Annotated in this window: 16 protein-coding genes; 11 read left to right on the top strand and 5 right to left on the bottom strand. The window is 62.5% G+C overall.

Annotation, left to right across the window (positions count from 1 at the left end; all coding sequences use genetic code 11):
* Positions 1–11: 11 nt before the first annotated feature.
* From GR197_RS13520 to GR197_RS13510, 4 genes are all read left to right on the top strand, one after another.
* Positions 12–1,232 (top strand): NAD(P)/FAD-dependent oxidoreductase, encoded by a 1,221-nt coding sequence (locus GR197_RS13520; RefSeq protein WP_164010209.1) that lies wholly within the window; start codon positions 12–14, stop codon positions 1,230–1,232.
* Between the two features lie 144 nt (positions 1,233–1,376).
* Positions 1,377–1,520, top strand: coding sequence for a hypothetical protein (locus tag GR197_RS31990; RefSeq protein WP_204330187.1), 144 nt, complete (start codon positions 1,377–1,379; stop codon positions 1,518–1,520).
* Positions 1,521–1,832: 312 nt separating this feature from the next.
* Complete coding sequence (locus GR197_RS13515) at positions 1,833–4,364, top strand: methyl-accepting chemotaxis protein (protein ID WP_164010206.1); 2,532 nt, start codon at positions 1,833–1,835, stop codon at positions 4,362–4,364.
* 145 nt (positions 4,365–4,509) lie between these two features.
* Positions 4,510–6,357, top strand: coding sequence for a methyl-accepting chemotaxis protein (locus GR197_RS13510; RefSeq protein WP_164010204.1), 1,848 nt, complete (start codon positions 4,510–4,512; stop codon positions 6,355–6,357).
* On the opposite strand, the gene GR197_RS13505 is transcribed toward GR197_RS13510, so the two are convergent.
* The gene (locus GR197_RS13505) at positions 6,330–6,566 is read right to left on the bottom strand and encodes a hypothetical protein (RefSeq protein ID WP_164010259.1); all 237 of its coding nucleotides are present in this window, start codon (positions 6,564–6,566) and stop codon (positions 6,330–6,332) included. The two genes, GR197_RS13510 and GR197_RS13505, sit on opposite strands and share 28 nt — an antisense overlap.
* 89 nt (positions 6,567–6,655) lie before the next feature.
* Here GR197_RS13505 and GR197_RS13500 point away from each other — a divergent pair, with 89 nt between their 5' ends.
* Positions 6,656–7,525, top strand: coding sequence for a LysR family transcriptional regulator (locus GR197_RS13500; protein ID WP_164010202.1), 870 nt, complete (start codon positions 6,656–6,658; stop codon positions 7,523–7,525).
* Positions 7,526–7,573: 48 nt separating this feature from the next.
* Here GR197_RS13500 and GR197_RS13495 read toward each other — a convergent pair whose 3' ends face one another.
* Positions 7,574–7,810 carry an SMc00767 family acetate metabolism repressor gene (locus GR197_RS13495; protein WP_003584324.1) on the bottom strand — a complete coding sequence of 79 codons (237 nt, stop codon included), beginning with the start codon at positions 7,808–7,810 and terminating at the stop codon, positions 7,574–7,576.
* A gap of 21 nt (positions 7,811–7,831) precedes the next feature.
* A complete protein-coding gene (aceA, locus tag GR197_RS13490) occupies positions 7,832–9,121 on the bottom strand; it encodes an isocitrate lyase (protein ID WP_164010200.1) in 1,290 nt (429 codons plus the stop codon).
* 192 nt (positions 9,122–9,313) lie between these two features.
* Between aceA and GR197_RS13485 the strand changes: the two genes are divergently transcribed.
* The 5 genes from GR197_RS13485 (at position 9,314) to GR197_RS13465 (ending at position 14,941) form a co-directional block, all read left to right on the top strand.
* Complete coding sequence (locus tag GR197_RS13485) at positions 9,314–10,723, top strand: helix-turn-helix domain-containing protein (RefSeq protein WP_164010198.1); 1,410 nt, start codon at positions 9,314–9,316, stop codon at positions 10,721–10,723.
* A gap of 126 nt (positions 10,724–10,849) precedes the next feature.
* The gene (locus tag GR197_RS13480) at positions 10,850–11,947 is read left to right on the top strand and encodes a polyamine ABC transporter substrate-binding protein (RefSeq protein ID WP_164010196.1); all 1,098 of its coding nucleotides are present in this window, start codon (positions 10,850–10,852) and stop codon (positions 11,945–11,947) included.
* A gap of 113 nt (positions 11,948–12,060) precedes the next feature.
* Complete coding sequence (locus GR197_RS13475) at positions 12,061–13,203, top strand: ABC transporter ATP-binding protein (RefSeq protein ID WP_164010194.1); 1,143 nt, start codon at positions 12,061–12,063, stop codon at positions 13,201–13,203.
* Positions 13,204–13,207: 4 nt separating this feature from the next.
* Positions 13,208–14,119, top strand: a complete 912-nt coding sequence (locus GR197_RS13470) for an ABC transporter permease subunit (RefSeq protein ID WP_164010192.1) — start codon at positions 13,208–13,210, stop codon at positions 14,117–14,119.
* 3 nt (positions 14,120–14,122) lie between these two features.
* Entirely contained in the window at positions 14,123–14,941 is an 819-nt protein-coding gene (locus tag GR197_RS13465; RefSeq protein WP_164010190.1) for an ABC transporter permease, read from the top strand.
* Positions 14,942–14,956: 15 nt separating this feature from the next.
* Here the strand turns inward: GR197_RS13465 and GR197_RS13460 are convergent, their stop codons facing one another.
* On the bottom strand, positions 14,957–16,849 hold the full coding sequence (locus GR197_RS13460) for an AsmA family protein (protein WP_164010188.1): 1,893 nt from the start codon (positions 16,847–16,849) through the stop codon (positions 14,957–14,959).
* Positions 16,850–17,086: 237 nt separating this feature from the next.
* Between GR197_RS13460 and GR197_RS13455 the strand changes: the two genes are divergently transcribed.
* Complete coding sequence (locus tag GR197_RS13455; RefSeq protein WP_164010186.1) at positions 17,087–19,039, top strand: acetoacetate--CoA ligase; 1,953 nt, start codon at positions 17,087–17,089, stop codon at positions 19,037–19,039.
* A gap of 215 nt (positions 19,040–19,254) precedes the next feature.
* On the opposite strand, the gene GR197_RS13450 is transcribed toward GR197_RS13455, so the two are convergent.
* Positions 19,255–23,184 (bottom strand): sensor histidine kinase, encoded by a 3,930-nt coding sequence (locus tag GR197_RS13450; protein WP_164010184.1) that lies wholly within the window; start codon positions 23,182–23,184, stop codon positions 19,255–19,257.
* Positions 23,185–23,191 lie beyond the last annotated feature (7 nt).

Below are 23,191 nucleotides of genomic sequence, written 5' to 3'. Positions count from 1 at the left end.
TTCGCCCTTTGATGGAAAAAGAAGACGCTGTCTTGATCGGGGAAACGGGTTTGCAGCGCAAAAGCGACGTCATCGTCATCGGCGCCGGGGCGGCGGGCATGATGGCGGCCATTCGGGCCGGAAAGCGCGGCCGCTCGGTCGCGATCCTCGACCATGCAAGGGCGCCCGGCGAGAAAATCCGCATATCGGGCGGCGGCCGCTGCAATTTCACCAATATCCATGCCGGACCGAAGAATTTCCTCTCCGCCAACCCGCATTTCTGCAAGTCGGCGCTCGCCCGTTTCACGCCCGCCGATTTCATCGCCATGGTCGACCGGCACGGCATTGCCTGGCACGAAAAGACGCTGGGTCAGCTTTTCTGCGACGATAGCGCCAAAGACGTCATTCGCATGCTGCTCGCCGAGATGCGCAGCGCCGGCGTGCAGTTGCATCTCGGCACCGAGATATCAGGCGTCGAAAAGGTGGAGGCGGGTTTTCGGGTCAAGACCGGTGACGATAGCTTTGAAGCATCGACGCTGATCGTCGCCACCGGCGGCAAGTCGATCCCGAAGATGGGCGCCACCGGCTTTGCCTATCGTCTCGCCGAGCAATTCGGTCTTCCCGTGCTTGAAACCCGCCCCGGCCTCGTGCCGCTGACGCTCGATCCTGGCCTGCTCGAGGCCATTACCCCGCTCGCCGGCATTTCCGCCCCGGCCGAAATCCGCCATGGCAGGACCGCCTTCCGCGAAGCGCTGCTGTTCACCCATCGGGGTCTCAGCGGCCCCGCCATCCTGCAGATCTCCTCCTACTGGCGCGAAGGCGACGAGATCGTCGTTTCGATCGAACCGGATATCGACATTGCAGCACATCTGAAGACGGCAAAGCAGCGCAATGGCCGCCAGTCGCCGCAGACGGCGCTTGGGGACATACTGCCGAAACGGCTGGCCCAATATCTCGTCGAGCGTGAGAAAATCTCCGGCAATATGGCCGACCTGCCCGACAAGGCGCTGCTGCGCCTTGCCGCTGGAGCCCAGAACTTTGCGGTCAAGCCGTCCGGCTCGGAAGGTTACCGCACCGCCGAAGTGACGCTCGGCGGTATCGATACGGCAGCGCTCGATTCCCGCAGCATGGAGGCCAAGGCCGTACCCGGGCTTTACTTCATCGGCGAATGCGTCGACGTCACCGGCTGGCTCGGCGGCTATAATTTCCAATGGGCCTGGGCCTCCGGATTTGCCGCCGGCGAATATGCATAAATGCAGGTAATACCGATTCAAGACTTCTTAAGAGAGGTGCGCCATCCTGTCTCAATTGGCGATCTGCAAAGCTCTTCCTAAATAAGCTTTACCAGCAAGCCGTTTTGTTGGATTGTTGTGTCAGACAGAAGTGAGGTTTCCAGCATGACCAGAAACACACGACGCGCCCGCGCCATCGCAATTGCCCAGGCGAAGCCGAACGCCCGGATGGTCACCCTGCGTTATCTGATGCTGGCAGCCGGCGCCACCGCCGCCAGCCTCGCGCTGCTCTCCTCGCACTTCCTCTGATCCTGTCTTCAGGCCTGTAACGAACGTCGCGGCGCGAATGTCGCCGGCCTGCAGCCTCGTTGCTTACAAAATTTCAACTATTTCACCGTCTTGGCTTAATCCGCCGCAACCGCTTATCCGAAAATTAATATCTAATCTGACACAATTGCCCGCGATTATTTGGGCATTTCCAAGTTGTTTGGACATGAACCGGCAATGACTGCCGCCTGGCTTTCCGGGTTCCCGATGTAACTAAGAACAGCTCGATGTGTACTCGGCTGGCGCCAAATGGCCGCCTGCGGGAGGAGTGGTGCATGAAAGGCCCGGAACGCCATGTTGATTGACAAGATTCTTTCCCGCTTCAGGATCAAGACGAAGGTTCTGATCTTCGTTCTGCCTTTCGTCGTCACCATTTCGGCGGTGGGCCTGACGGGCCTTTACGCTTCGGGGCTGCTTCAGGGCCGCATGGAAATATCCAACAGCGTGCTGCAGTCGCTGAGCGGCTTCAAGGATCTCTACGGTTCGATGGACGATTTCCTGCGCGTCACCAGCCAGCAGGCACGCGACAAGCTGCTTGCGGATCTGACGACCCAGCAGGGCGTGCTCGATGCGACGTTGAACCAGGTCGGTGAAGAGGCCGCCGGCCGCGATAGCCTGGCCGAAGCGTCGCGCCGCACCAAGGACATATCAGGCGTGGTGGGCAAGCTCTGGGGCCTGCATGAGCAGGAGCAGGCACTGCATGAGCAGATCGACGCGGCGCAGAAGAGCCTGATCAGCACCCGCTTCACGGTTTCCTACCAGGCCGAGGAATTGCAGACGGCGCTTCAGAACGACGAGGGTGCCGCCACCATCACCTTGCGCACCGCCGACCGCCTGCTGAAGGGCGGCGATTTCCTCGGCACGGTCGCCAGCGGCTACAGCAAGCCGCAGACGCCGCAGGAGAAGATCGCCTACATCAACGAACAGATGCCTGCGATCGTCAAATCCCAGCGGCTGATCGCCATCTCGGTTCCGACCAATCAGAAGAACGTCATTGACGCCCTGGCCGCGACCATCGACAGTATCAAGGCGATCGCGGCGATGCCCGCTCCGACCGACGAGAACATCGCCGAACTCGGCCGTCTCGTGTCGCGCTTCCGCCAGACCTCGACCTATACGCAGCTGACCGCGACGCAGAAGATGCGTGAGGCGACACAGCGTTTCGCCGAGCTCGAGGGCCGCATCGGCCAGACCAACTCCGTCCTTCAGGATACAAGGCGCCTCGAAAATTCCGTCTATGCGCTGCAGATCGTGCTTTCCGATTTCCTCGCCAACTCGAGCAAGGACAATCTCGTGCGCCTGCAGCAGCAGGCCGGCACGCTCGGCAAGGACATGCAGGTGCTGATCACCAGCGCCAAGGGTATGGGCTTTGCCGAAGGCATATCCGGCGCAATCCAGCCGGCACTTGACGCCATCTCCGGCGGCGGCTCGAAGATCGTCGATACGATCGGCGAGCGCGTCACCGCCTATGCCGCTGCCCGCCAGGAGCTCGACCATATCTGGACGAAGCTGACCGATTTCGCCGAGCTGCAGAAGCAGACGGCCGGTACCGAGCGCACCCAGGCAAACGGCATCTCCGTCATCACCACCGGTCTTGGCATCCTCCTGTCGATCCTCGGCGGCATCGCCCTGGTTCTGACGCTGCAGCGCCCGATCAGCCAGATCACCGCCGCCATGCGCCGCATCGCCGAAGGCGCGCTGGAGACCAGCATCTCCGGCGAGCAGCGTCACGATGAAATCGGCGACATGGCCCGCGCGCTCGGCATCTTCAAGGAAAACGCCATCTCGAAAATCCGCATCGAAGAGCAGAGCGACGAGGAACGCGCCGCTGCCGAACATGAGCGCCAGCGCAACGACGCCGACAAGCGCGAGATGGATCGCCAGATCGAATTTGCCGTCAACGCGCTCGCTGCCGGCCTCGAACGCATGTCGCAGGGCGATATCTCGACGACGATCGAGACACCCTTCATCGGTCGTCTCGAACAGCTGCGCCAGGATTTCAACGGCTCGATGATGCGCCTGCAGGCGACGATGAGCCAGATCCGCGACAATGTCGAACTGATCCAGGGCAATGGCAACCAGATGGCCCAGTCGGCAGAGGATCTCTCCAAGCGCACCGAACAGCAGGCTGCCTCGCTGGAAGAGACCGCCGCCGCCGTCGACGAGATCACCGTTACGGTCCGCTCGTCGGCCGAACGCGCCAAGGATGCCGACCAGATCGTTCGCCAGGCCAAGCGCAGCGCCGACGATTCCGCCGTCGTCGTCAGCAACGCGATCGACGCGATGGGCCGCATCGAGGAGGCCTCGCGCCAGATCGAGCAGATCATCGGCGTCATCGACGAGATTGCCTTCCAGACCAACTTGCTGGCGCTCAATGCCGGCATCGAGGCGGCCCGCGCCGGTGAAGCCGGCAAGGGCTTTGCAGTCGTCGCGATGGAAGTCCGCGAACTGGCCCAGCGCTCCGCCGCCGCGGCGCAGGAGATCAAGGGCCTGATCAACAAGTCGACCAACGAGGTCAGCTCCGGCTCGCAATTCGTGCAGGAGACCGGCACGGTGCTTGCCAAGATCAGCGCTCAGATTGTCACGATCAGCCAGCATGTCGAGATGATCGCTCGCGCCAGCCACGACCAGTCCAATGCACTGCAGAGCGTCAACGCCACGGTCAATCAGATGGACCAGATGACGCAGCAGAACGCCGCCATGGTGGAAGAGACGACAGCCGCCAGCCGCGAACTGGCCGACGAGGCGGGTTCGCTGCGGCGCCTCATCCAGCAGTTCAAGATCGATGGCGAGGCAGGTGCCGCACCGGTCTACCGCGCCGCCTGATCGTCGCTCCCATCTTCAACAGAACGGCCCTGGCTTCCGGGGCCGTTTTCGCGTCATATAGGGGCAGGCAGTGGCCCTGATTTACAGAAAATTTTCCTTAACGCTTTTCGTCTAATTTAGCCCCGGTCTTCTGCCGGGGGTTTTGATGCTGCGCCTTTTTTCCACGTCGATCGTCCGCCAGATCGTTGCGATCACGCTGTTTTTGCTGGCGATCAGCACTGCCGCCATTGTCGGCGTCACCTATTATAATTTGAGCCGTTATGTCATGGACGGCGCCGTTGCCGATGCCCGGGATGCAACCCGCACCATGGCCGTCCTCTACGGCGCGGCCGATCAGGGCGCCAGGGTCGAGCTGAAGGACAACCAGCTCTCGACAGTCACGGAAGACGCCATTCCGGCCCTTGCCGATCACTCGCTGGTCGACCGGACCGCGCAGTCGATCGCCGGCGTTGCCACGATCTTCCAGAAGCAGGGCGGCGACTACGTCCGCATCTCCACCAACGTCAAAAAGGAAAACGGCGACCGCGCCGTCGGCACCAAACTCATCGCCGAGCATCCCGCTCAGCCGGTTCTCGCCAGGGGCGAGGCCTATTACGGCCAGGCCGAGCTTTTCGGCCGCAAATTCATGACCGGCTATTTCCCGATCAAGAACAAATCGAGCGCCAATATCGGCATTCTTTTCATCGGCATTCCGATGGAAGTCTATTACCAGCGCATGTATGAGCTGCAGATGCTGGTTCTCGGCGTCGGCGCCATCGTCATGCTCATTGTCGGTGTTCTCGCCTTCTATGCCATCCGCCTGTCGGTGAAGCCTCTGCAGGCGCTGACCGCGAGCGTTCACGCGATTTCCTCGGGCAATCTCGACGAAGCCATCCCCTGTGTAGAGAAGAAGAACGAGTTCGGCGACATCGGCCGTGCCTTGGCGCTTTTCCGCGACAGCGCCCGCGCCCGGCGCGACCTGGAAACGCAGGCTGCCGAACAGCGCGCCTTGAGCGATGCCGAACGCGCCAGGAACGATGCCGATAAGCGCTCGCTCGACGGCCAGATCGACTTTGCCGTCAACCAGCTTGCCGCCGGCCTCGGACGCCTGTCGCAGGGCGATGTCTCGCAAACGATCGGCACGCCCTTCGTCGGCCGGCTGGAGCAACTGCGCGTCGATTTCAACGCCTCCCTCCTGCGGCTCCAGGACACGCTGTCCGGTATCCGCGACAGCGCCTCGACCATCCAGCGCAACAGCGGCGCCGTCTCCGTTTCAGCAAGTGAGCTCTCGAAGCGCACAGAGGCGCAGGCGGCAAGCCTCGAGGAGACCGCAGCCGCGGTCGAGGAGATCACCGTCACGGTTCGCTCGTCGGCCGAGCGTGCCCGCGAAGCCAACCATGTCGTCGCCGCGACCAAAAAGACGGCCGACAATTCCGGCGCCGTCGTCGGTGATGCTGTCGCCGCCATGGATCGCATCGAAGAGGCTTCGCAGCGCATCGAGCAGATCATCGAGGTGATCGACGATATCGCCTTCCAGACCAATCTTCTGGCGCTGAACGCCGGCATCGAGGCGGCCCGCGCCGGCGAGGCAGGCAAGGGTTTTGCCGTCGTCGCCCAGGAGGTCCGCGAACTCGCCCAGCGTTCGGCCGATGCGGCCCGCGAGATCAAGTCGCTGATCGAGACATCCAGCCGGGAGGTGACGGTGGGCTCCGAACTGGTCCAGAAGACCGGCAGCGTCCTTGCCTCGATCAGCCAGGAGATCATCGCAATCAGCGGCCATGTCGAGACCATCGCCACCGCAAGCCGCGATCAGTCCGCAGCACTTCAGGAGGTCAACGGTTCGGTGAACGCCATGGACCAGATGACCCAGAAGAACGCCTCGATGGTGGCCGAGACCACCCAGGCAAGCCGGCTGCTTGCCGGCGAGGCCGATACGCTGATGACGCTGATCGACCGCTTCCGCATCATCGCCGAGCCGGCCGCCGCTCATCTGGTGGCAAGGAAGGTCGCCTGAGGAGCGTAGCCGCAGCTGCCGCCGGATTGCGCCGCCGCCTTGCGGCGTAATCTGAGATTGAGATCGAGCGAGGTGAGCCAGGCGGCGAAGTTGACGAGGCCGCTGTCTCCGAACTCGGCGTAGAACCGATCCTCGTCGGTCTTGCCTTTGCCCGGCCTGCAAGTGTGCCGATATCCCTGGGTGCCTGCGATGGTGATCAAGTCGATCATGGCGATGTCCTTTCTGTAGAAGACATCTCCTGATTTAGGCATCGAATATCTCTTCATAAACAGGGAAAACCTCGCTATGTTTTTCACCCATGAAAAACGCGAATTGGGATGCCTATCAGCTTTTCCTGCAGGTCGCCCGGCTCGGCGGCTTGACCGGGGCGAGCACGGCAAGCGGGCTGAGCCCCGCGACCGTCGGCCGGCGCATGCTCGATCTCGAACAGGAGGTCGGCCGCGCCTTGTTTTCGCGCAGTCAGACCGGTTACCGCCTGACTCAGGATGGCCAGACGCTGCTCGACCACCTTCAGGAGATGGAGGCCGCCGCCCGCAAGGTGGAGGCCTGGCGGCAATCGGGCGAGGGCGGTACGACTGTCCGGATTGCCGCCGGCACCTGGGTTGCCTGGCTGCTGACGGAGAATTTCGCCGCCATCCGGATGCCGGGCGACGGCTTTGCCATTTCGCTCACCATTGGCGAGGCGCGGGCAAGCCTTGCCTATCGTGAAAGTGATATCGGCATTCGCGCCTTCGAGCCGGAGGAGGCCAATCTCGCCGCCCGCCGGCTCGGCGAGGTGGCCTATGCGGTCTATGTCAGACGCAACGCCGCCGAGACCGATGAGCGCTGGATTGCCGTTGCCGAGGAGGAGGCGATATCGGCTTATCTGCGCTGGCCGCACGCCCATGCCGCAACCGGGATCGTCGCCACGGTCAATCGGCCGCGGTCGCTGCCGGATCTGGTGCGCGCCGGCGCCGGCAAGGCCGTGCTTCCCTGTTTTGTCGGCGATCTCGACCCTGAATTGCAGCGCCAGGGCGGTGAGTTGCCGGAATTGCGCCACGCCCAATGGATCGTCATGAACGCCGAGGATCGCCATCGCCCGGAGATCCGCACCGTCGCCGACCGCATGACCAAGCTGATCCCAAGTTATGCCGATCTCTTCGCCGGAAAACGGCCGAGCCGCGGCTGACGGATTTTGAAGCGCCCGCGCCCTTTCCAGGATGCGCGGACGCTCTCCTCAATGCCGGTTGGTGACGACGACGGGGATCAGCAGGTCGCCCCAGTTGCCGTCGCCGCCGTGATGGCGGGCCGAGCGCACCAGCTCGACCGAGACGCCGGCCTCGACGGCTTTCATGACCGATTGGTTCAGCCGATGCAGGTCGTTGGCGAGCATGCGGATCGTCGTCTGCTGATCCTCGCTCATGCTGGTCGATTGCTCCTCGGCCCGTTCCCGGACGCGTGAAATGGATGCCATGATCTTCTTCTCCTCTTCGCTCTATTCCGCAGCCGGTTTGAACTGCGCCTGTTCAGTCGAGCCGTGCATTGCCGTGGTCGACGACCGGCCGCCGGTGATGGCGAGCGACACGGCGTCGAAATAGCCGGTGCCGACCTCGCGCTGGTGTTTGGTGGCGGTATAGCCGTTGACCTCGGCGGCGAATTCCGCCTGCTGCAGCTCGGAATAGGCCGACATCTGCCGCTGCCGGTAGCCGCGTGCCAGCTCGTACATTCCGAAGTTCAACTGGTGGAAGCCGGCGAGCGTGATGAACTGGAACTTGTAGCCCATCGCCCCGAGTTCGCGCTGGAACCGTGCGATCGTCGCCTCGTCGAGGTTCTTCTTCCAGTTGAAGGACGGCGAGCAATTATAGGCAAGCAGCTTGCCGGGATAGACCTTGTGCACGCCTTCGGCAAAACGCCGCGCCTGATCGAGATCCGGTTTCGAGGTCTCGCACCAGATGAGATCGCAATGCGGCGCATAGGCCACAGCCCGGGCGATGCAGGGCTCGATGCCGTTTCTGACCTGATAAAAGCCCTCGACCGTGCGCCCGGCATCATAATCGACGAAGGGCTGGTCGCGTTCATCGATATCGGATGTCAGCAGTTTCGCCGCTTCTGCGTCGGTACGGGCAATCACCAGCGTCGCAACCCCCATGACGTCGGCGGCAAGCCGGGCGGCGTCGAGATTGCGGATGTGGGCGGCGGTCGGGATCAGCACCTTGCCGCCGAGATGGCCGCATTTCTTCTCCGAGGCGAGCTGGTCCTCGAAGTGGACGCCGGCCGCACCCGCCTCGATATAGGCCTTCATGATTTCGAAGGCGTTGAGCGGTCCGCCGAAGCCCGCCTCCGCATCGGCAACGATCGGCGCAAACCAGGTCTCGACCGAAAGCCCCTGGGCTTCTGCAGTCTCGATCTGATCGGCGCGCTGCAGCGTGCGGTTGATGCGTTTGGCAAGCTCCGGCCCGGCATTGGCGGGATAGAGCGACTGATCGGGATACATCGCCGATGCCGTGTTGGCGTCGGCGGCCACCTGCCAGCCGGAGAGATAGATCGCCTTCAGCCCGGCGCGCACCATCTGCATGGCCTGGTTGCCGGAAAGCGCGCCGAGCGCATTGACGAAATCCTCCTGATGCAGCAGCCGCCACAACCGGTCCGCCCCCAATTCGGCCAGCGTATGGCGGAGCGCTACCGAACCTCTGAGTCGCTGCACGTCATCGGCCGAATAGGGCCTCTCGATGCCGTCGAACCGACTCGCCGTTGTGTTTGGTACAAGCTTGTAAAAATCCGTCATGCTGTTCTCCTCGCTAAGAAGTCTGAAAAAAAGGGTGCTGATGACAAGTTTGACAATATGACGCGAGATGGCCAGAAAAACCTTTGATTTCCGGGGCGGAAAGAGGTTAAGATGACGAGGATTGACAGAGTAGCGCTGTGAATTTGTAAAAGTTTGTAAATAAAGCGCTTCTGCCTTGTCAAAGGGTGTGCCATGGCGGAACGGAAGATATTCGCAGGCCCGAAAGTCAGGCGCATCCGCAATGCGCTGGCACTGACCCAGACCGCCATGGCCGAAGCCCTTGAAATATCGCCGTCCTATTTGAATCTGATCGAGCGCAACCAGCGGCCGCTGACGGTGCAGCTCCTTCTCAAGCTTGCAAGCGTTTATCGGGTCGACCTAGAGGAGTTGCGCGGGCAGACCGGCGGCAGTCTCGGCCAGCTCAAGGAAGTCTTTGCCGATCCGCTGCTTTCGGGCGAATTGCCGGGCGACCAGGAATTGGTCGAGGTGGCCGAGGCTGCACCCAATGCCGCAAGCGGCATGATCAAGCTCTACCGAGCCTATCGCGAGCAGGCGGCAAGGCTGTCCGATCTGACGGCGCTGATGGCCGCCGAAGGCCACGCACCTGTCGCCGCCGGCCGGTTGCCGCTCGACGAGGTGCGCGAGACGCTGGAGCGCGGGTCTGCCTATTTCGGACGGATCGAGACGGCGGCGGAAGCCTTTGCCGCGACGCTCCCCGGCGGCCTCGATCTTTCCGTCGGGCTCAAGGACTGGCTGCGGGCCGAGCGCGGCATCGCCGTGCGGGTGCTGCCCGTCCACGTCATGCCGGATCTGCGCCGCCGTTTCGATCGCCATTCGATGCGGCTTTTCATCTCGGAACGCCTGTCACCGGCAGACCGCGCGCACGAGATCGCTGTCGAGGCGGCGACCCTGGCTTTGCTGCCGGCCATCGATGCCGAACTCGATGATCTCTCGCTCTCCTCCGCCGAGGCGCGCCGCATCGCCCGCTTCGAGCTTGCCCGCATCGCCGCCTTGGCGCTCGCCATGCCCTACGAAGCCTTTCTGTCGGCGGCGAAGACGACGCGTTACGATATCGATATTCTCAGGGCGCGCTTCGGCGTCTCCTTCGGCCATGCCGCCGCCCGGTTGACGATGCTGCAGCGGCCAGGCGCGGCCGCCACCCCTTTCTTCGTGATCGAGATCGATGCCGCGGGCCACAGGCTGCGCCGGGCGGGTGCCCAGGGCTTTCCGCAGGCCCGTTTCGGCGGCGGCTGTCCGAAGCTCAACATCCACGCCGCCTTCCTGCAGCCGGGCCAGATCCTGGCCGAAAAGGTGGTCATGCCGGATGGCGCGTCCTTCCTGACGGTCGCCCGCAGCCTGGAGGGTCCGAGCGTCGAATTCGGCGAAAGACTGAGGCGCACGGCGATCCTGATCGGCTGTGACGCCGCCCTCGGCGAGGCTCTGGTCTATGGCCAGGCGACGGCGCTCGATGCGGTCGAGATCGGTCCGGCCTGTCGCCTTTGCGAGCGGCGCGGCTGCCTTTCCCGCGCCGAGCCGCCGGTGACCAGACCGCTCGGGCTCGACGAGATGGTGGCGGGGCTTAGCGCCTTCGACTTCCAGTGATTGTGAAATCATTGAGGGCTCAGGATTTTGCGCTTGTGGGCTGTGAAAATCCTTCTTAGTCTGCGGACAAAACCAGAGGGAAAAGATGTCCGGGGGTGCGGAATCTTCGAACAAACAGGAGAAGTCATGAGGTCAAATATTCTATGCGTGACGGCCGCCGCCGTTGCCGCACTCCTTGCTGCCGCTCCGGCCTTTGCCCAGGAGCGTGTGGTCAACGTCTACAACTGGTCGGATTATATCGACAGTTCCATCCTCGAGGATTTCACCAAGGAAACCGGCATCAAGGTCGTCTACGACACTTTCGATTCCAACGAGACGCTGGAAACCAAGCTCCTGGCCGGCGGTTCGGGTTACGACGTCGTCGTTCCCACGGTCTCCTTCATGCAGCGTCAGATCGCCGCCGGCGTCTACCAGAAGCTCGACAAGTCTAAGCTGCCGAACCTCGTCAACATGTGGGACGTCATCATGAAGGGTGTCGCCTCCTTCGATCCCGGCAATGAATACAGCGTCGACTACATGTGGGGCACGACGGGCATCGGCTACAATGTCGACAAGGTCAAGGCCGCACTTGGAACCGACGACAAGCCCAATTGGGATGCGTTGTTCGATCCCGCGAAGGCTGCGAAACTGAAGGATTGCGGCATCTATATGCTGGATTCCCCGACCGACGTCGTGCCCTCCGTGCTCGCCTATCTCGGACTCAATCCCAACAGCACCGATCCCGCCGATCTGAAGAAGGCGCAGGAGGTCCTCGTTGCGGTTCGTCCCTTCGTGCGCAAGTTCCATTCCTCGGAATATATCAGCGCCCTTGCGAACGGCGATATCTGCATAGCGCTCGGTTATTCCGGCGACATGTTCCAGGCCCGCGACCGCGCTAAGGAAGCAAATGCCGGCGTCGTGGTGGATTATTCGGTCCCGTCCCAGGGCGCCCAGATCTTCTTTGACGTCTTCGGCATTCCGAAGGATGCGCCGCATGTGGCGGAAGCCCATGAATTCATCAACTACATGATGAAGCCTGAAGTCGTCGCCAAGGCCTCGAACTTCGTCTTCTATGCCAACGGCAACAAGGCCTCGCAGCAGTTCCTTGATAAGGAAGTTATCGAGGACACGGCGATCTATCCGACGCCCGAGGTAATGGCGAAACTCTTCACCGTGCCGCCGCTCGATCCGAAGACACAGCGGCTCGTGACGCGGCTATGGACCACCGTGGTCACCGGCCAATGATTTGATCACGGCCCGGACGGAAACGTCCGGGCCTTTTTTTGACGATCCCGGCCGGGAGAAACCGGGAACAAAAGCCGAGAACTAAAGCAAAGAATGTATTTTCGGGGAACAATATGAAGTCTTTAGGCAATATTCGCCGCTCTTTCGCACCTTGGACCGATCCGTCCGCCAAGCCCTTCATATCAATCAAGAATGTCACCAAGCGTTTCGGCGATTTCATCGCCGTCGATAACCTGTCGCTTGATATCTATCACCGCGAGTTCTTTGCACTGCTTGGCGCCTCCGGCTGCGGCAAGTCGACGCTGCTGCGCATGCTTGCCGGCTTCGAGCAGCCGACCTCCGGCGAAATCGTGCTCGACGGCACGAACATGGCCGGTACGCCGCCTTACAAGCGGCCGGTCAACATGATGTTCCAGTCCTATGCGCTCTTTCCGCACATGACGGTCGAGAAGAACATTGCCTTCGGCCTGAAACAGGATGGCATGGCGAAGGACGAGATAACTGAGCGCGTCTTGCAGATGCTGAAGCTCGTCAAGCTCGAGCAGTTTGCCTCCCGCAAGCCGAACCAGCTTTCCGGCGGCCAGCGCCAGCGCGTGGCGCTGGCCCGCTCGCTCGCCAAGCGCCCCAAGGTGCTGCTGCTCGACGAACCGCTCGGCGCGCTTGACAAGAAGCTGCGCGAGGAAACCCAGTTCGAGTTGATGGACCTGCAGCAGAGCCTTGGCCTCACCTTCGTCGTCGTCACCCACGACCAGGAAGAGGCGATGACCATGGCCGATCGTATCGCCGTCATGAGCCACGGCAAGGTCGTGCAGGTGGCGACGCCGGCGGAGATCTACGAGGCGCCGAATTGCCGTTTCGTTGCGGATTTCATTGGCGACGTGAACATTTTCGACGGAAAGGTCGCCTCATCGGGCAACGGCACCGTCGAGTTATCAGTCGATAGCGGCTTCAGCGTGCGTGTCGCCGCTGCCGAAACAGCCTCGGCAGGCAGCGCCGCCGGCTTCGCCATCCGGCCGGAAAAGATGCGGGTTACCCGTCAGGCGCCGGCCAACGCTTCGGTCAACGCCGCCAGCGGCGAACTCTGGGACATCGCCTATCTCGGCGACATGACCGTCTTCCATGTGAAATTGCAGAGCGGCAAGGTCGTCAAGGCCTCGTCCCTCAATGCGCAGCGCTCCGTCGACGACCCCTTCACCTACGACCAGGAAGTCTGGATCTCGTTCGACGAGAACGCCGGCGTCCTGCTGAAGGATTGAGATCATGGGCAAGCTCACGTCCGGCCTCTACAATCGCCTGGTCATCGTCATCCCTTATGCTTGGCTGCTGCTCTTCTTTCTGGCGCCGTTCTTCATCGTCTTCCGTATTTCGGTATCGACGACGGCGATCGCCATGCCGCCCTATGAGCCCGTCTTCTCTTTCACCGACGGCTGGGCCGGCCTCTGGAGCAAGATCGGCGATCTCTCCTTCGACAACTACACCTACCTCACCGACGACCCGCTCTATTTCAACGCCTATGTCTCGAGCGTGGTGATCGCCGGGATTTCTACCTTCCTGACGCTGCTGATCGCCTACCCGATCGCCTACGGCATGGCGCAGGCGCCCCGTGGCCTGCGCCCGACCTTGGTGATGCTGGTCATCCTGCCCTTCTGGACGAGCTTCCTGATCCGCGTTTATTCCTGGATCGCGATCCTGAAGCCGGAAGGGCTTCTCAACCAGCTTCTCCTGTCGCTGCACCTTATCGACACGCCGCTGATCATGCTCAACACCAATACCGCCGTCTATATCGGCATCGTCTATTCCTATCTGCCCTTCATGGTGCTGCCACTTTATTCGGCGCTCGAGAAGATGGACGGCACGCTGATCGAGGCTGCCCAGGATCTTGGCTGCACGCCGATCCGGGCTTTCTGGCGTGTCACCTTCCCGCTGTCGATCCCCGGCGTGGTGGCCGGTTGCATGCTGGTCTTCATCCCGGCCGTCGGCGAATTCGTTATTCCTGATCTGCTCGGCGGGTCGCAGACGCTGATGATCGGCAAGACGCTATGGAATGAGTTCAATTCAAACCGCGACTGGCCGGTCTCCTCGGCGGTGGCGACCATCCTTTTGCTGATCCTGGTGATCCCGATCGTCTTCTTCCAGAATGTTCAGGCCAAGGCCGAAGAGCGGGGGAAATAAGCCATGCTGAAATGGACCCGTTTTAACATCGTCTCCGTCACACTCGGCTTTGCCTTCCTCTATCTGCCGATTGTGCTTCTGGTGATTTTCTCCTTCAACGAATCCAAGCTCGTCACTGTCTGGGGCGGCTTCTCGACGAAATGGTATGTCTCGTTTATGAGCAATCAGGCTTTGCTTGACGCTGCCTGGGTGACGTTACGCGTCGGGCTGCTGTCGGCGACGTTTGCGACCATCCTCGGCACGATGGCGGCGCTGACGCTGGTGCGCTACACGCGCTTTCGCGGCCGCATGCTGTTTTCGGGCATGATCTACGCGCCGCTTGTCATGCCCGACGTCATCACCGGCCTGTCGCTGCTGCTGCTCTTCGTCGCAATCGGCTTCGACCGCGGCTTCTGGACGATCACACTGGCGCATACGACGCTCACCATGTGCTTCGTCGCCGTCGTCGTGCAGTCGCGGCTGTTGAGCTTCGATCATTCGATCGAGGAAGCGGCGCAGGATCTCGGCGCGCCGCCGGTGCGCACCTTTTTTGAGATCACCTTGCCGATCATCGCGCCGGCGGTGCTCTCCGGCTGGATCCTTGCCTTCACCCTGTCGCTCGACGATCTGGTGATCGCGAGTTTCACCTCGGGGCCGGGCGCCACCACGCTGCCGATGCGAATCTACAGCCAGGTTCGCCTCGGCGTGACGCCGGAGATCAACGCCGTGTGCACGATCCTGATCGCCATCGTCGCGGTCGGCGTCATCTGCGCCTCGATCGTCACCAAGCGCCGGGAAATCCAGCGCCAGCGGGACGAGCGTGCGGCGGCGGCCGGCGCCTGATTCGAAGAAAACGGATTATGGCGCGTGGGGTGTGGTGCCGAGAAGCGGAACCGGTGAGATCACCGGGTTCGGCCACGAGCCGCCGATGAAAAACGGCAGAAGCGGCAGCTCCGCCGCCTTGGCCGGGTCGGTTGACTCGAGCGATCCGGAAAGCGCCAGCCCATTCGACTGATAGGTGATGACGCCGGAAAGCGTCAGCGTCTCGGCCGTGCCGGCGATCTGGGCGTCGTGCATCTCTGCGGAGCCGTTGGCGAAATCGGCCTGAAGGTTCAACTGGTTGAAAGCGAATCCGCCGCCTGTTGCCGCGCTCAGCGGGAAGAACGGTTTTTCGGCTGCCTGGGTCCTGAGGGCTGCGGTATCGATGCCGGGGATCGTGCCTTCCCGTGTCCAGAAGCGCAGCCTGCCGGTGACGTCGGCAAGGCCGGTCGTCCAGATCGCCTTTGGTGACTGCAGGTCGAGATCGAGCGATCCAGTCGCCAGCGGCAGCGGCCCCTTGAGCTGCAGGCGCTCGGCAAGGGCTGCGAAGTCGGCATCGCGGATCGACAGCTGCAGCTTGCCGCCACCGTCGAAGTCGCGCTGGGTCGCTTCCAGATGCGCGGTCATCTCGCCGCCTTCGAACCGGCTGTCACCAATATCGAATTTCGCTTCGCCGCCGGCAACGATCATGCTGGCGCCGACATCGGAAAGCTCGAACAGGCCCATCTGCGCGCGCCGCGCCGAAAGCCTGACGTCGACATCGAGCAGTCGCAGCGGCCCGCTTATACCGGCGGATATCTCCTCCGCCTCGCCGGCGGCGAGCCTGAGCGCGAAGGCATCGAGAAACGGCTTGAGGTTCATCTCGTCGAAGGCGAGCGTGCCGCCGATCTTCGGCCGTTTGCCGGGTTGGGTGAAAAGGTCCATCACCCCGGTGGCACTCGCTTCGTTCAGCGACAGGCTGAGATTGTTGAAGCGGAGCCCATTGCCCGACGACATGATGTCGGATTCGAGCGAGGCGCTCTTCAGGGTTGCGATGCCGGGGATCGATTTGCCCGACCATGTGAGAAGTGCGGGCATATCGGGAATGCTGGCGGTGATATTGCCGGAAAGGGCCGAAAGGCTGGCGATGCTGGCAATCCCCTGGAAGTGCGCCGTCAGCAGGTTCGATGTCAGCGACGTCCGTGTCTCGGCATTCCTGCCGGCAAAGGCGAGCAGCGGCTGGCGCGAGGCGAAATCAACCTTCAGGTCCTCGCCATTGATGCGGGCGATAACGACCGCCGAGATCGCGCCCGATAGCCTCGGCCAGGCGATATCTGCGGTGACGCTGTCGAAATGATAGGCCTTGCCGGTCTTGATGTCGGTCACCGTGAGCGCGCCGTCTTCGACCGTTACCGCGCCGATCTCGGCATCGAGATCCGGATCGAGCACCTCGGCGCCGTTTTCGGTGCGCACGCCGCTGATTGCGCGGGCGAGCAGGCCGGCATAACTCCAGTCGATCAGCCCATTCTCGTCGCGCGTCAGCGCCAGGTTGGGGCGCAGCAGGTGGAATTCGTGAAAGCTGGTGCGGCCTCTCAGCGCATCGATGAGGCTGAAATCGGCCGACAGGCTGTCAATGCTGCCGAGCAGCTTGTCGCCGCTTTTGCGCGGCTGGCGGATGGTGATCTGGTTCAGCGTGATGCGCGGCGTCGGCCAGAATTCCAGAACCGGACTACCTTTGATCTCGGCATGATAGCCCGTCCATTTCGACAACGCGTCCTCGATGCCCGAGCGCACGAAACCGGTCGAAATGAGATAGGGTGCGGCAACCCGCAGCGCCACGAACAGCGCCAGCGCGATCAGCAGAAAGACTGTCGACAGCCGGGCGAAGGCCGGAAGCCAGCGCGAAACGGGTCCGATCTTCCTGCGCCACCTGCGATGTCTTGACGTGCTCATGATCTCCGCCGGCAATTCCGCCGGTCATTCCGTTATGCGCTGGTTTCGCGGATATAGGAAATATCGGGCATATGCAAATCCCCTACAGCGCCGCGCATCTTTTCAGCCATGCAAAGGACGCTGCAGCACTTCGAAACGACGCATCGTCGTTCTGAATGCGTAGGCTAGGATGCGTCGGTTCCGGACTTTATAATGCAATGCAGCATGATATAAGACGGCATCGGGGAGGAGGATTGAATGCAGGATAACAGACCACTTTGGGTGCCCTCGGCGGATGCCGTTGCAACAAGCCCGATCCATGCCTTCATGGCGCGCTGCAATGCCGATTTCGGGCTTTCGCTTTCCGGCTTTGAGGATCTGCATGCCTGGTCGGTGGCCGAGCGGGAGAAATTCTGGTCGGCCGTCTGGGATTTCTGCGGCGTCAAGGGAGAGCGCGGCGCAGAGGTGCTTGCCAATGGCGACCGCATGCTGGAAGCCCGCTTCTTTCCCGATGCAACGCTGAACTTCGCCGAGAACCTGCTGGCCGGCCGCGGCGAGGGCGATGCCATCGTCTTCCGCGGCGAAGACAAGGCCGGGGATCGTTGGTCGTGGGATCGGCTGCGGGCGCTGGTCTCGAAGCTCCAACAGGCCTTCAAGGCACGCGGCATCGGTGAGGGCGACCGCATCGCCGCGATGATGCCGAACATGCCGGAGACCGTCGCCGCCATGCTGGCCGCCGCCTCGATCGGCGCCATCTGGTCGTCCTGCTCTCCGGATTTCGGCGAGCAGGGCGTGCTCGACCGCTTCGGCCAGATCGGCCCGAAGCTGTTCATCGCCTGCGATGCCTATTGGTATTCCGGCAAGCTGCAGGATGTCGGCGCCAAGGTCGCAACCGTCGCCAAAAGCCTTGATGTACCCACGGTCGTCGTCCACTATGCCGGCGATGCGGAAGCAGTCGTTGGCAAAACGCCTGGCGCTTCGACGCTGGAGGCCTTTGTCGCGCCCTATGCGGCAAGGGAGGTCGAGTTCACGCCGCTTGCCTTTTCCCATCCGCTTTACATCCTGTTTTCCTCAGGCACCACAGGCGTGCCGAAATGCATCGTGCATTCGGCCGGCGGCACGCTGTTGCAGCATCTCAAGGAGCAGCGGCTGCATTGCGGCCTGCAGGCGGGCGAGAAGCTGTTCTACTTCACCACCTGCGGCTGGATGATGTGGAACTGGCTGGTCAGCGGCCTTGCCAGCGGCGCAACGCTCTGCCTGTTCGACGGCTCGCCGTTTGCGCCCGATGGCAACGTGCTGTTCGACTATGCCGAGGCCGAAAAATTCGCAATCTTCGGCACCTCGGCGAAATACATCGATGCGGTGCGCAAAAGCGGCCTGACGCCGCGCAAGAGCCATGATCTCTCCAGCCTTCGGCTGATGACCTCGACCGGTTCGCCGCTGTCGCCTGAGGGGTTCACCTTCGTCTACGAGGGCATCAAGGCGGATGTGCAGCTTGCCTCGATCTCCGGCGGCACCGATATTGTCTCCTGCTTCGTGCTCGGCAATCCGCTGCAGCCGGTTTGGCGCGGTGAGATCCAGGGGGCGGGCCTCGGTCTTGCGGTCGACGTCTGGAACGATGACGGCAGACCGGTGCGCGGCGAAAAGGGTGAACTCGTCTGCACCAAGGCCTTCCCGTCGATGCCGGTGATGTTCTGGAACGATCCCGACGGCGTCAAATATCGCGCCGCCTATTTCGACCGGTTCGACAATGTCTGGTGCCACGGCGATTTTGCCGAATGGACGGAGCATGGCGGCCTGATCATTCACGGCCGTTCGGATGCGACGCTCAATCCCGGCGGCGTGCGCATCGGCACTGCCGAGATCTACAATCAGGTCGAGCAGCTGGACGAGGTGGCCGAGGCGCTCTGCATCGGCCAGGAGTGGGACGACGATGTGCGCGTCATCCTCTTCGTTCGTCTTGCCGCCGGCGTGGCGCTGAGCGATGATCTGGTCAAGGCGATCAAGACGCGGATACGCACCGGCGCCTCGCCGCGGCACGTGCCGGCAAAGATCATCGCGGTCGCCGATATTCCCCGCACCAAATCAGGCAAGATCGTCGAGCTTGCGGTGCGCGAAGTCGTTCACAACAGGCCGGTGAAGAACCAGGAAGCGCTCGCCAATCCCGAAGCGTTGCAGCTCTTCGCGGGGCTGGAGGAGCTCAGGGATTGATGGCGGATCGGACGTTTACAAGCTTTTGCCACTGATCCATGCACTGTCATGGAAACCTTTCGTTAAGAAAGGTTTGTCAAATCTAAAGCTAACTTGGGGGCCGTACATGAACGAGGCGGCCTGGAGCCTTCGGGCTTTCGATGATGGTGATCGACTGAGATCTTGTTGAACAGCACCAAATTCAAGGCAGCCCTCGGCTGCCTTTTCTTTATGGCTCAACCTGCCAGCACCCGCTGCGACGGGAAGGTGATCTCGACGAGCGTACCTTCGTTCGGCGCCGAATTGATCGAAAACACCGCCCGGTTGGCATCGACCATCGCCTTGGTCAGCGGCAGGCCGAGCCCGGTGCCGTCGCCGCGATGGCGCGATTGGGTCGAGGAAACCTGCCGGAACGGCTTCATCGCCTGGTCGAGTTCGCTGCGCGTCATGCCGATGCCGGTATCACGGACCCTGAGCACGACGCTGCCATTGGCCTCATAGGAGGTGGAAACGACGATCTGCCCACCTGATGGGGTGAAGCGGATGGCGTTCGACAGGATGTTGAGGGCGATCTGCTTGATCGAGCGCAGATCCGCCACGACCTCTGGCACCGCCTGCGACAGCGCCGTTCGGATGATGACGCGCTGGCCGTTTGCCTGCGGCTGGACCAGCGCCACGGCCTCGGAGACTGCCTCGTTAAGACCGACGGCGGCAAAATCGAGATCCATCTCGCCTGCCTCGATCTTCGAAATGTCGAGCAGGTCGTTGACGATATCCAGCACGTGCCTGCCGGAACGGCCGATGTCGTTGGCATATTCAATATAACGCGGATGGCCGATCGGCCCGAAGCGCTCGCCGGCCATCATGTCGGAAAAGCCGATGATGGCGTTGAGCGGCGTGCGGATCTCGTGGCTGACGCGGGCAAGGAAATCGGTCTTGTGGGCGTTGGCGGTTTCGGCCGCACCCTTGGCGTTGCGCAACTCGTCCTCGGTGCGCTTCCACTGGGTGATATCGCGGATAACGGCGCAATAGCCGTTGGAGGAGGTGAGATGGCCCATCGTCATGAACAGCGGCACGAAGCCGCCGGCGGCCTCGCGGCCGATCACTTCGCGCCCGTCGTTCAACACACTGGCAACGCCATGGCCCGACAGGCCGTGGAGATAGTCGAGCACAGCCTTTTGGCTCTCATGGGCAAACAGCATGACGAAGGGTTTGCCGCGCGTCTCCTGCTCATCATAATTGAAAAGCGCGCTGGCCGACCGGTTCATCGAGCGAATATCGCCCTCGGTGCCGATGACGACGACGCCGTCGGTCGCCGTTTCCAGGATCGAGCGCAGTTCCTCCACCTCGACCTGAAGCTTGGCCACCTTTTCGACCATCCGCTCGGGACGCGCTTCGGACCGGCCTTCCGAGCGGCCCTCGGAGCGATTTGTCTCGCTGCGGCTATCATCCTTGGCTTCCACCGGCATCAGCGCCAGCATCAGGGCGTTGGCGTCTTCCCAGCGCACCGATTGCAGCCGCGCGGTCACCGGAACCAGCCTGTCGTCGGCCTTGACCAGCATCATGGTGCCGGTGCCTGCGGCCTTCTCCTCGAGTTCCCGCCGCTGCAGCAGCGCTTCGATGCCGCCAACCTCGCGCAACGCGTCGAGCGTTGCATAACCGGTCAGCCGCATGAATTCCGGATTGGCATGGATCAATGCATCGCCGACATGGATGAGCACGGCAACCGGCAGCTGGTCGACCGTTCCAACCGAAAGCCCGTCGGTCATCTTGATGCGCGGCGGGATGAAGCTTGTCAGAACCTCGATCTGGCTGACCGTCTCCTCCAGCCCCTCCGTCGCCTCGTCCTCGGCGATAACAGCGGGCTCCTCGGCGTCGATATCGTCTTCGCTCTGCGCCTCGACGGCATTCTCGAAAATCGCTTCCTGCGGCGCGATCTCCTCCAGCGAGGGTGATTCCACCGTGTCGGCACCGGCCGTTTCTGCCGTAAGTTCTTCGGGTTCGGAAGCCTCCTCGAAGCTGGCCGTTTCGGTCACAGGTTCGATCGGCGCCGGCGCAGCCGGTTCGTCCTTGCTGGCGCCGAAGGCCTCGAGACGCTTGGCGATTTCGCGGAAATTGGCCTGCTCGGCGGCCGTCAGCCCGGCGCTGCTATTGTGGAGCTGCACGATCTTGTCGGAGAAACGGCGATTGGGCGTTTCCGAAATGCGAAGCGCCGGCGGCTCGTCGGAAGGTTCCGCTGCCGGTTCGGCGGCGGAGACATCACGGGCATCGGCGATATCGTCGGCGGCTTCCGCAACACTTTCCTGGAAAACCGGCTCGCCAGACGCCTGCTCGCCTGACTCCCGCTCAATGGACGCCTGCTCGGCGGCAATCTCTTCCGCCGCTGGCTCCGTCTCGGTCTGCGGCTCGGTTGCCGCAAGCGCCTGGTCCTCGACCTCCTCCGTCAGGACGGGTTCGATCACCGCCTCTTCATCCACTGCCGGCACGGCGTGTTCCACCTCGGCAATGGTCTCGGCCACCGGGCCGAGGCTGGCCGCATCATGGCCGATACCGTCAGGGCCGAGTGTCAGGCCGAGTGCCAGCGGATCTTCCTGCGCATCGGAAAGCCGGACGACGCCGAAACCGCGGAAACCGTCGAAGTCGCGGTTGCGGGTATAGGTCGGCAGCGCCGCCAGATCGACCGGCACGACGAGACTGGTGCCTTCGACCGGCCAGAGGATCGTTTTGCCCGACCATGTGTCGCGGCGGGCGAGCGCCTCGGCAAGCTTGCCATCGGGATCGAGATTGAAGAGGGCGGCGATATCGCCCAAGGCAGAACCGATAATGTCGGATGCATGCGGACCGACCGCATCGGCAAATTCGTGGCTGACCTCGTTGAAACGGCCCTCTGCATCGATCTTCCAGACGAAGCGGGTGGCGCGGCTGTTCGGCCTGAAGACGAAGCCGGGCTCAGCCGCAAGCTCAGGGATGGGGGAGGGGTCGGGGACCACAGGCGTTGCAAGGACGGGCTCTTCGTGAACCGCTTCCTGCCCATCTTCGGCAAGCACTTCGATGGCTTCGACAGGCGCTTCCGCCGTCGCCGCAGTTTCCACCGTCTCCGTGACGGCGGTCAGGTCGTCCTCGATGATCGCGGCCGGCTCATCGGCCTCATCCGCGCTGCGGTCGATAACGCCGCCGTCGTTTTCCGGCTCCTGATGCCCGGCGAGATCGGTCTCGTCAGCCACCTCGTCTGCGGATGCCGCTGGCGTCTCAGCCGGCAGTTCATTTTCACCGGTAATTTCCTCGAGCGTTTCCTCGACGTCCTCGATCCCCGAGACTGCCTCGATGATTTCGGTAAAGCCTGCGGTGGCAACCGGCTCGTCGCCGGGCTGTTCGGCCGATGGCACGCTGTCTTCCTGCGCGGGCGCATCGAGCGCGTCGAGCGCGGGCGTATCGACCGAGCTGAGCCTGGGCGCCTCGATCGGTTCGGGCGCGGGTACGTCGACCGGGTCGAGATGGCCGATCGCGGTCTCCACCGCAAACAGCAGATTGAGCGCCGGCTCGTCGCTGAGCTTGCCGACGGCTGCCGGAAGATTGCCTCTGCCGGTGGCAACGGGTCGCTTCACCAGCCGGTCGGGATGCGCGCCGGCAAGGTTGATCAAGGTTTTTGCCGTCTGCTCGGAAATTCCCAGCGAGGCAAAACCGGGCGAGGCGGCGATGACGTCGCCGTTGGCGCCGATCACCGCCATATGCGTGTCGGGATCATCAAGCCCCTGCAGCATCTGGGCCGCCGAGGCGCCTGAAGTGAGCGGCTTTGCCGAGACCGGCACCGAAAACAGCACGGCCTTTTCGCCTGAGGAAAGCCGGATCAGTTCGGCCGCCGCCTGCACCTGCACGCGCTGGAAACCCTTGGCAACGCGGATCATCAGGCTTCTGGAGTCACCGATATCGGCAAGCTGGCGCGCGGCTGTTTCCAGCTGGCGGAAGGTAATGTCGGTGCGGTCGACACCCTGGTCCAGCAGATCATAGACGGCCGAATGGCCGAAAAGTTCGGCACCCGCCCCGTTCGCCCAGAGCAGGCGGGCAAGGTCGGCCGAAAACAGCACCATGGCCTCGCCGCGTGAAAATCGTTCCCGCACCCGTGCATGCACGGCGATATCGATGAACGGATATTGGACTGCGGGCATGATCAAA

The organism is Rhizobium phaseoli, from assembly GCF_010668805.1.
GTDB lineage: Bacteria > Pseudomonadota > Alphaproteobacteria > Rhizobiales > Rhizobiaceae > Rhizobium > Rhizobium phaseoli_A.
This window is presented reverse-complemented; position numbering and strand designations above follow the sequence as displayed.

Bases quoted from the DNA above. Each gene is read 5' to 3' on its own strand.
- GR197_RS31990 (WP_204330187.1), top strand. From the start codon at position 1,377: ATGACCAGAAACACACGACGCGCCCGCGCCATCGCAATTGCCCAGGCG.
- GR197_RS13465 (WP_164010190.1), top strand. From the start codon at position 14,123: ATGCTGAAATGGACCCGTTTTAACATCGTCTCCGTCACACTCGGCTTT.
- GR197_RS13460 (WP_164010188.1), bottom strand. From the start codon at position 16,849: ATGAGCACGTCAAGACATCGCAGGTGGCGCAGGAAGATCGGACCCGTT.
- GR197_RS13480 (WP_164010196.1), top strand. From the start codon at position 10,850: ATGAGGTCAAATATTCTATGCGTGACGGCCGCCGCCGTTGCCGCACTC.
- GR197_RS13470 (WP_164010192.1), top strand. From the start codon at position 13,208: ATGGGCAAGCTCACGTCCGGCCTCTACAATCGCCTGGTCATCGTCATC.
- GR197_RS13505 (WP_164010259.1), bottom strand. From the start codon at position 6,566: ATGATCGACTTGATCACCATCGCAGGCACCCAGGGATATCGGCACACT.
- GR197_RS13475 (WP_164010194.1), top strand. From the start codon at position 12,061: ATGAAGTCTTTAGGCAATATTCGCCGCTCTTTCGCACCTTGGACCGAT.
- aceA (WP_164010200.1), bottom strand. From the start codon at position 9,121: ATGACGGATTTTTACAAGCTTGTACCAAACACAACGGCGAGTCGGTTC.
- GR197_RS13450 (WP_164010184.1), bottom strand. From the start codon at position 23,184: ATGCCCGCAGTCCAATATCCGTTCATCGATATCGCCGTGCATGCACGG.
- GR197_RS13455 (WP_164010186.1), top strand. From the start codon at position 17,087: ATGCAGGATAACAGACCACTTTGGGTGCCCTCGGCGGATGCCGTTGCA.
- GR197_RS13510 (WP_164010204.1), top strand. From the start codon at position 4,510: ATGCTGCGCCTTTTTTCCACGTCGATCGTCCGCCAGATCGTTGCGATC.
- GR197_RS13485 (WP_164010198.1), top strand. From the start codon at position 9,314: ATGGCGGAACGGAAGATATTCGCAGGCCCGAAAGTCAGGCGCATCCGC.
- GR197_RS13500 (WP_164010202.1), top strand. From the start codon at position 6,656: ATGAAAAACGCGAATTGGGATGCCTATCAGCTTTTCCTGCAGGTCGCC.
- GR197_RS13495 (WP_003584324.1), bottom strand. From the start codon at position 7,810: ATGGCATCCATTTCACGCGTCCGGGAACGGGCCGAGGAGCAATCGACC.
- GR197_RS13520 (WP_164010209.1), top strand. From the start codon at position 12: ATGGAAAAAGAAGACGCTGTCTTGATCGGGGAAACGGGTTTGCAGCGC.
- GR197_RS13515 (WP_164010206.1), top strand. From the start codon at position 1,833: ATGTTGATTGACAAGATTCTTTCCCGCTTCAGGATCAAGACGAAGGTT.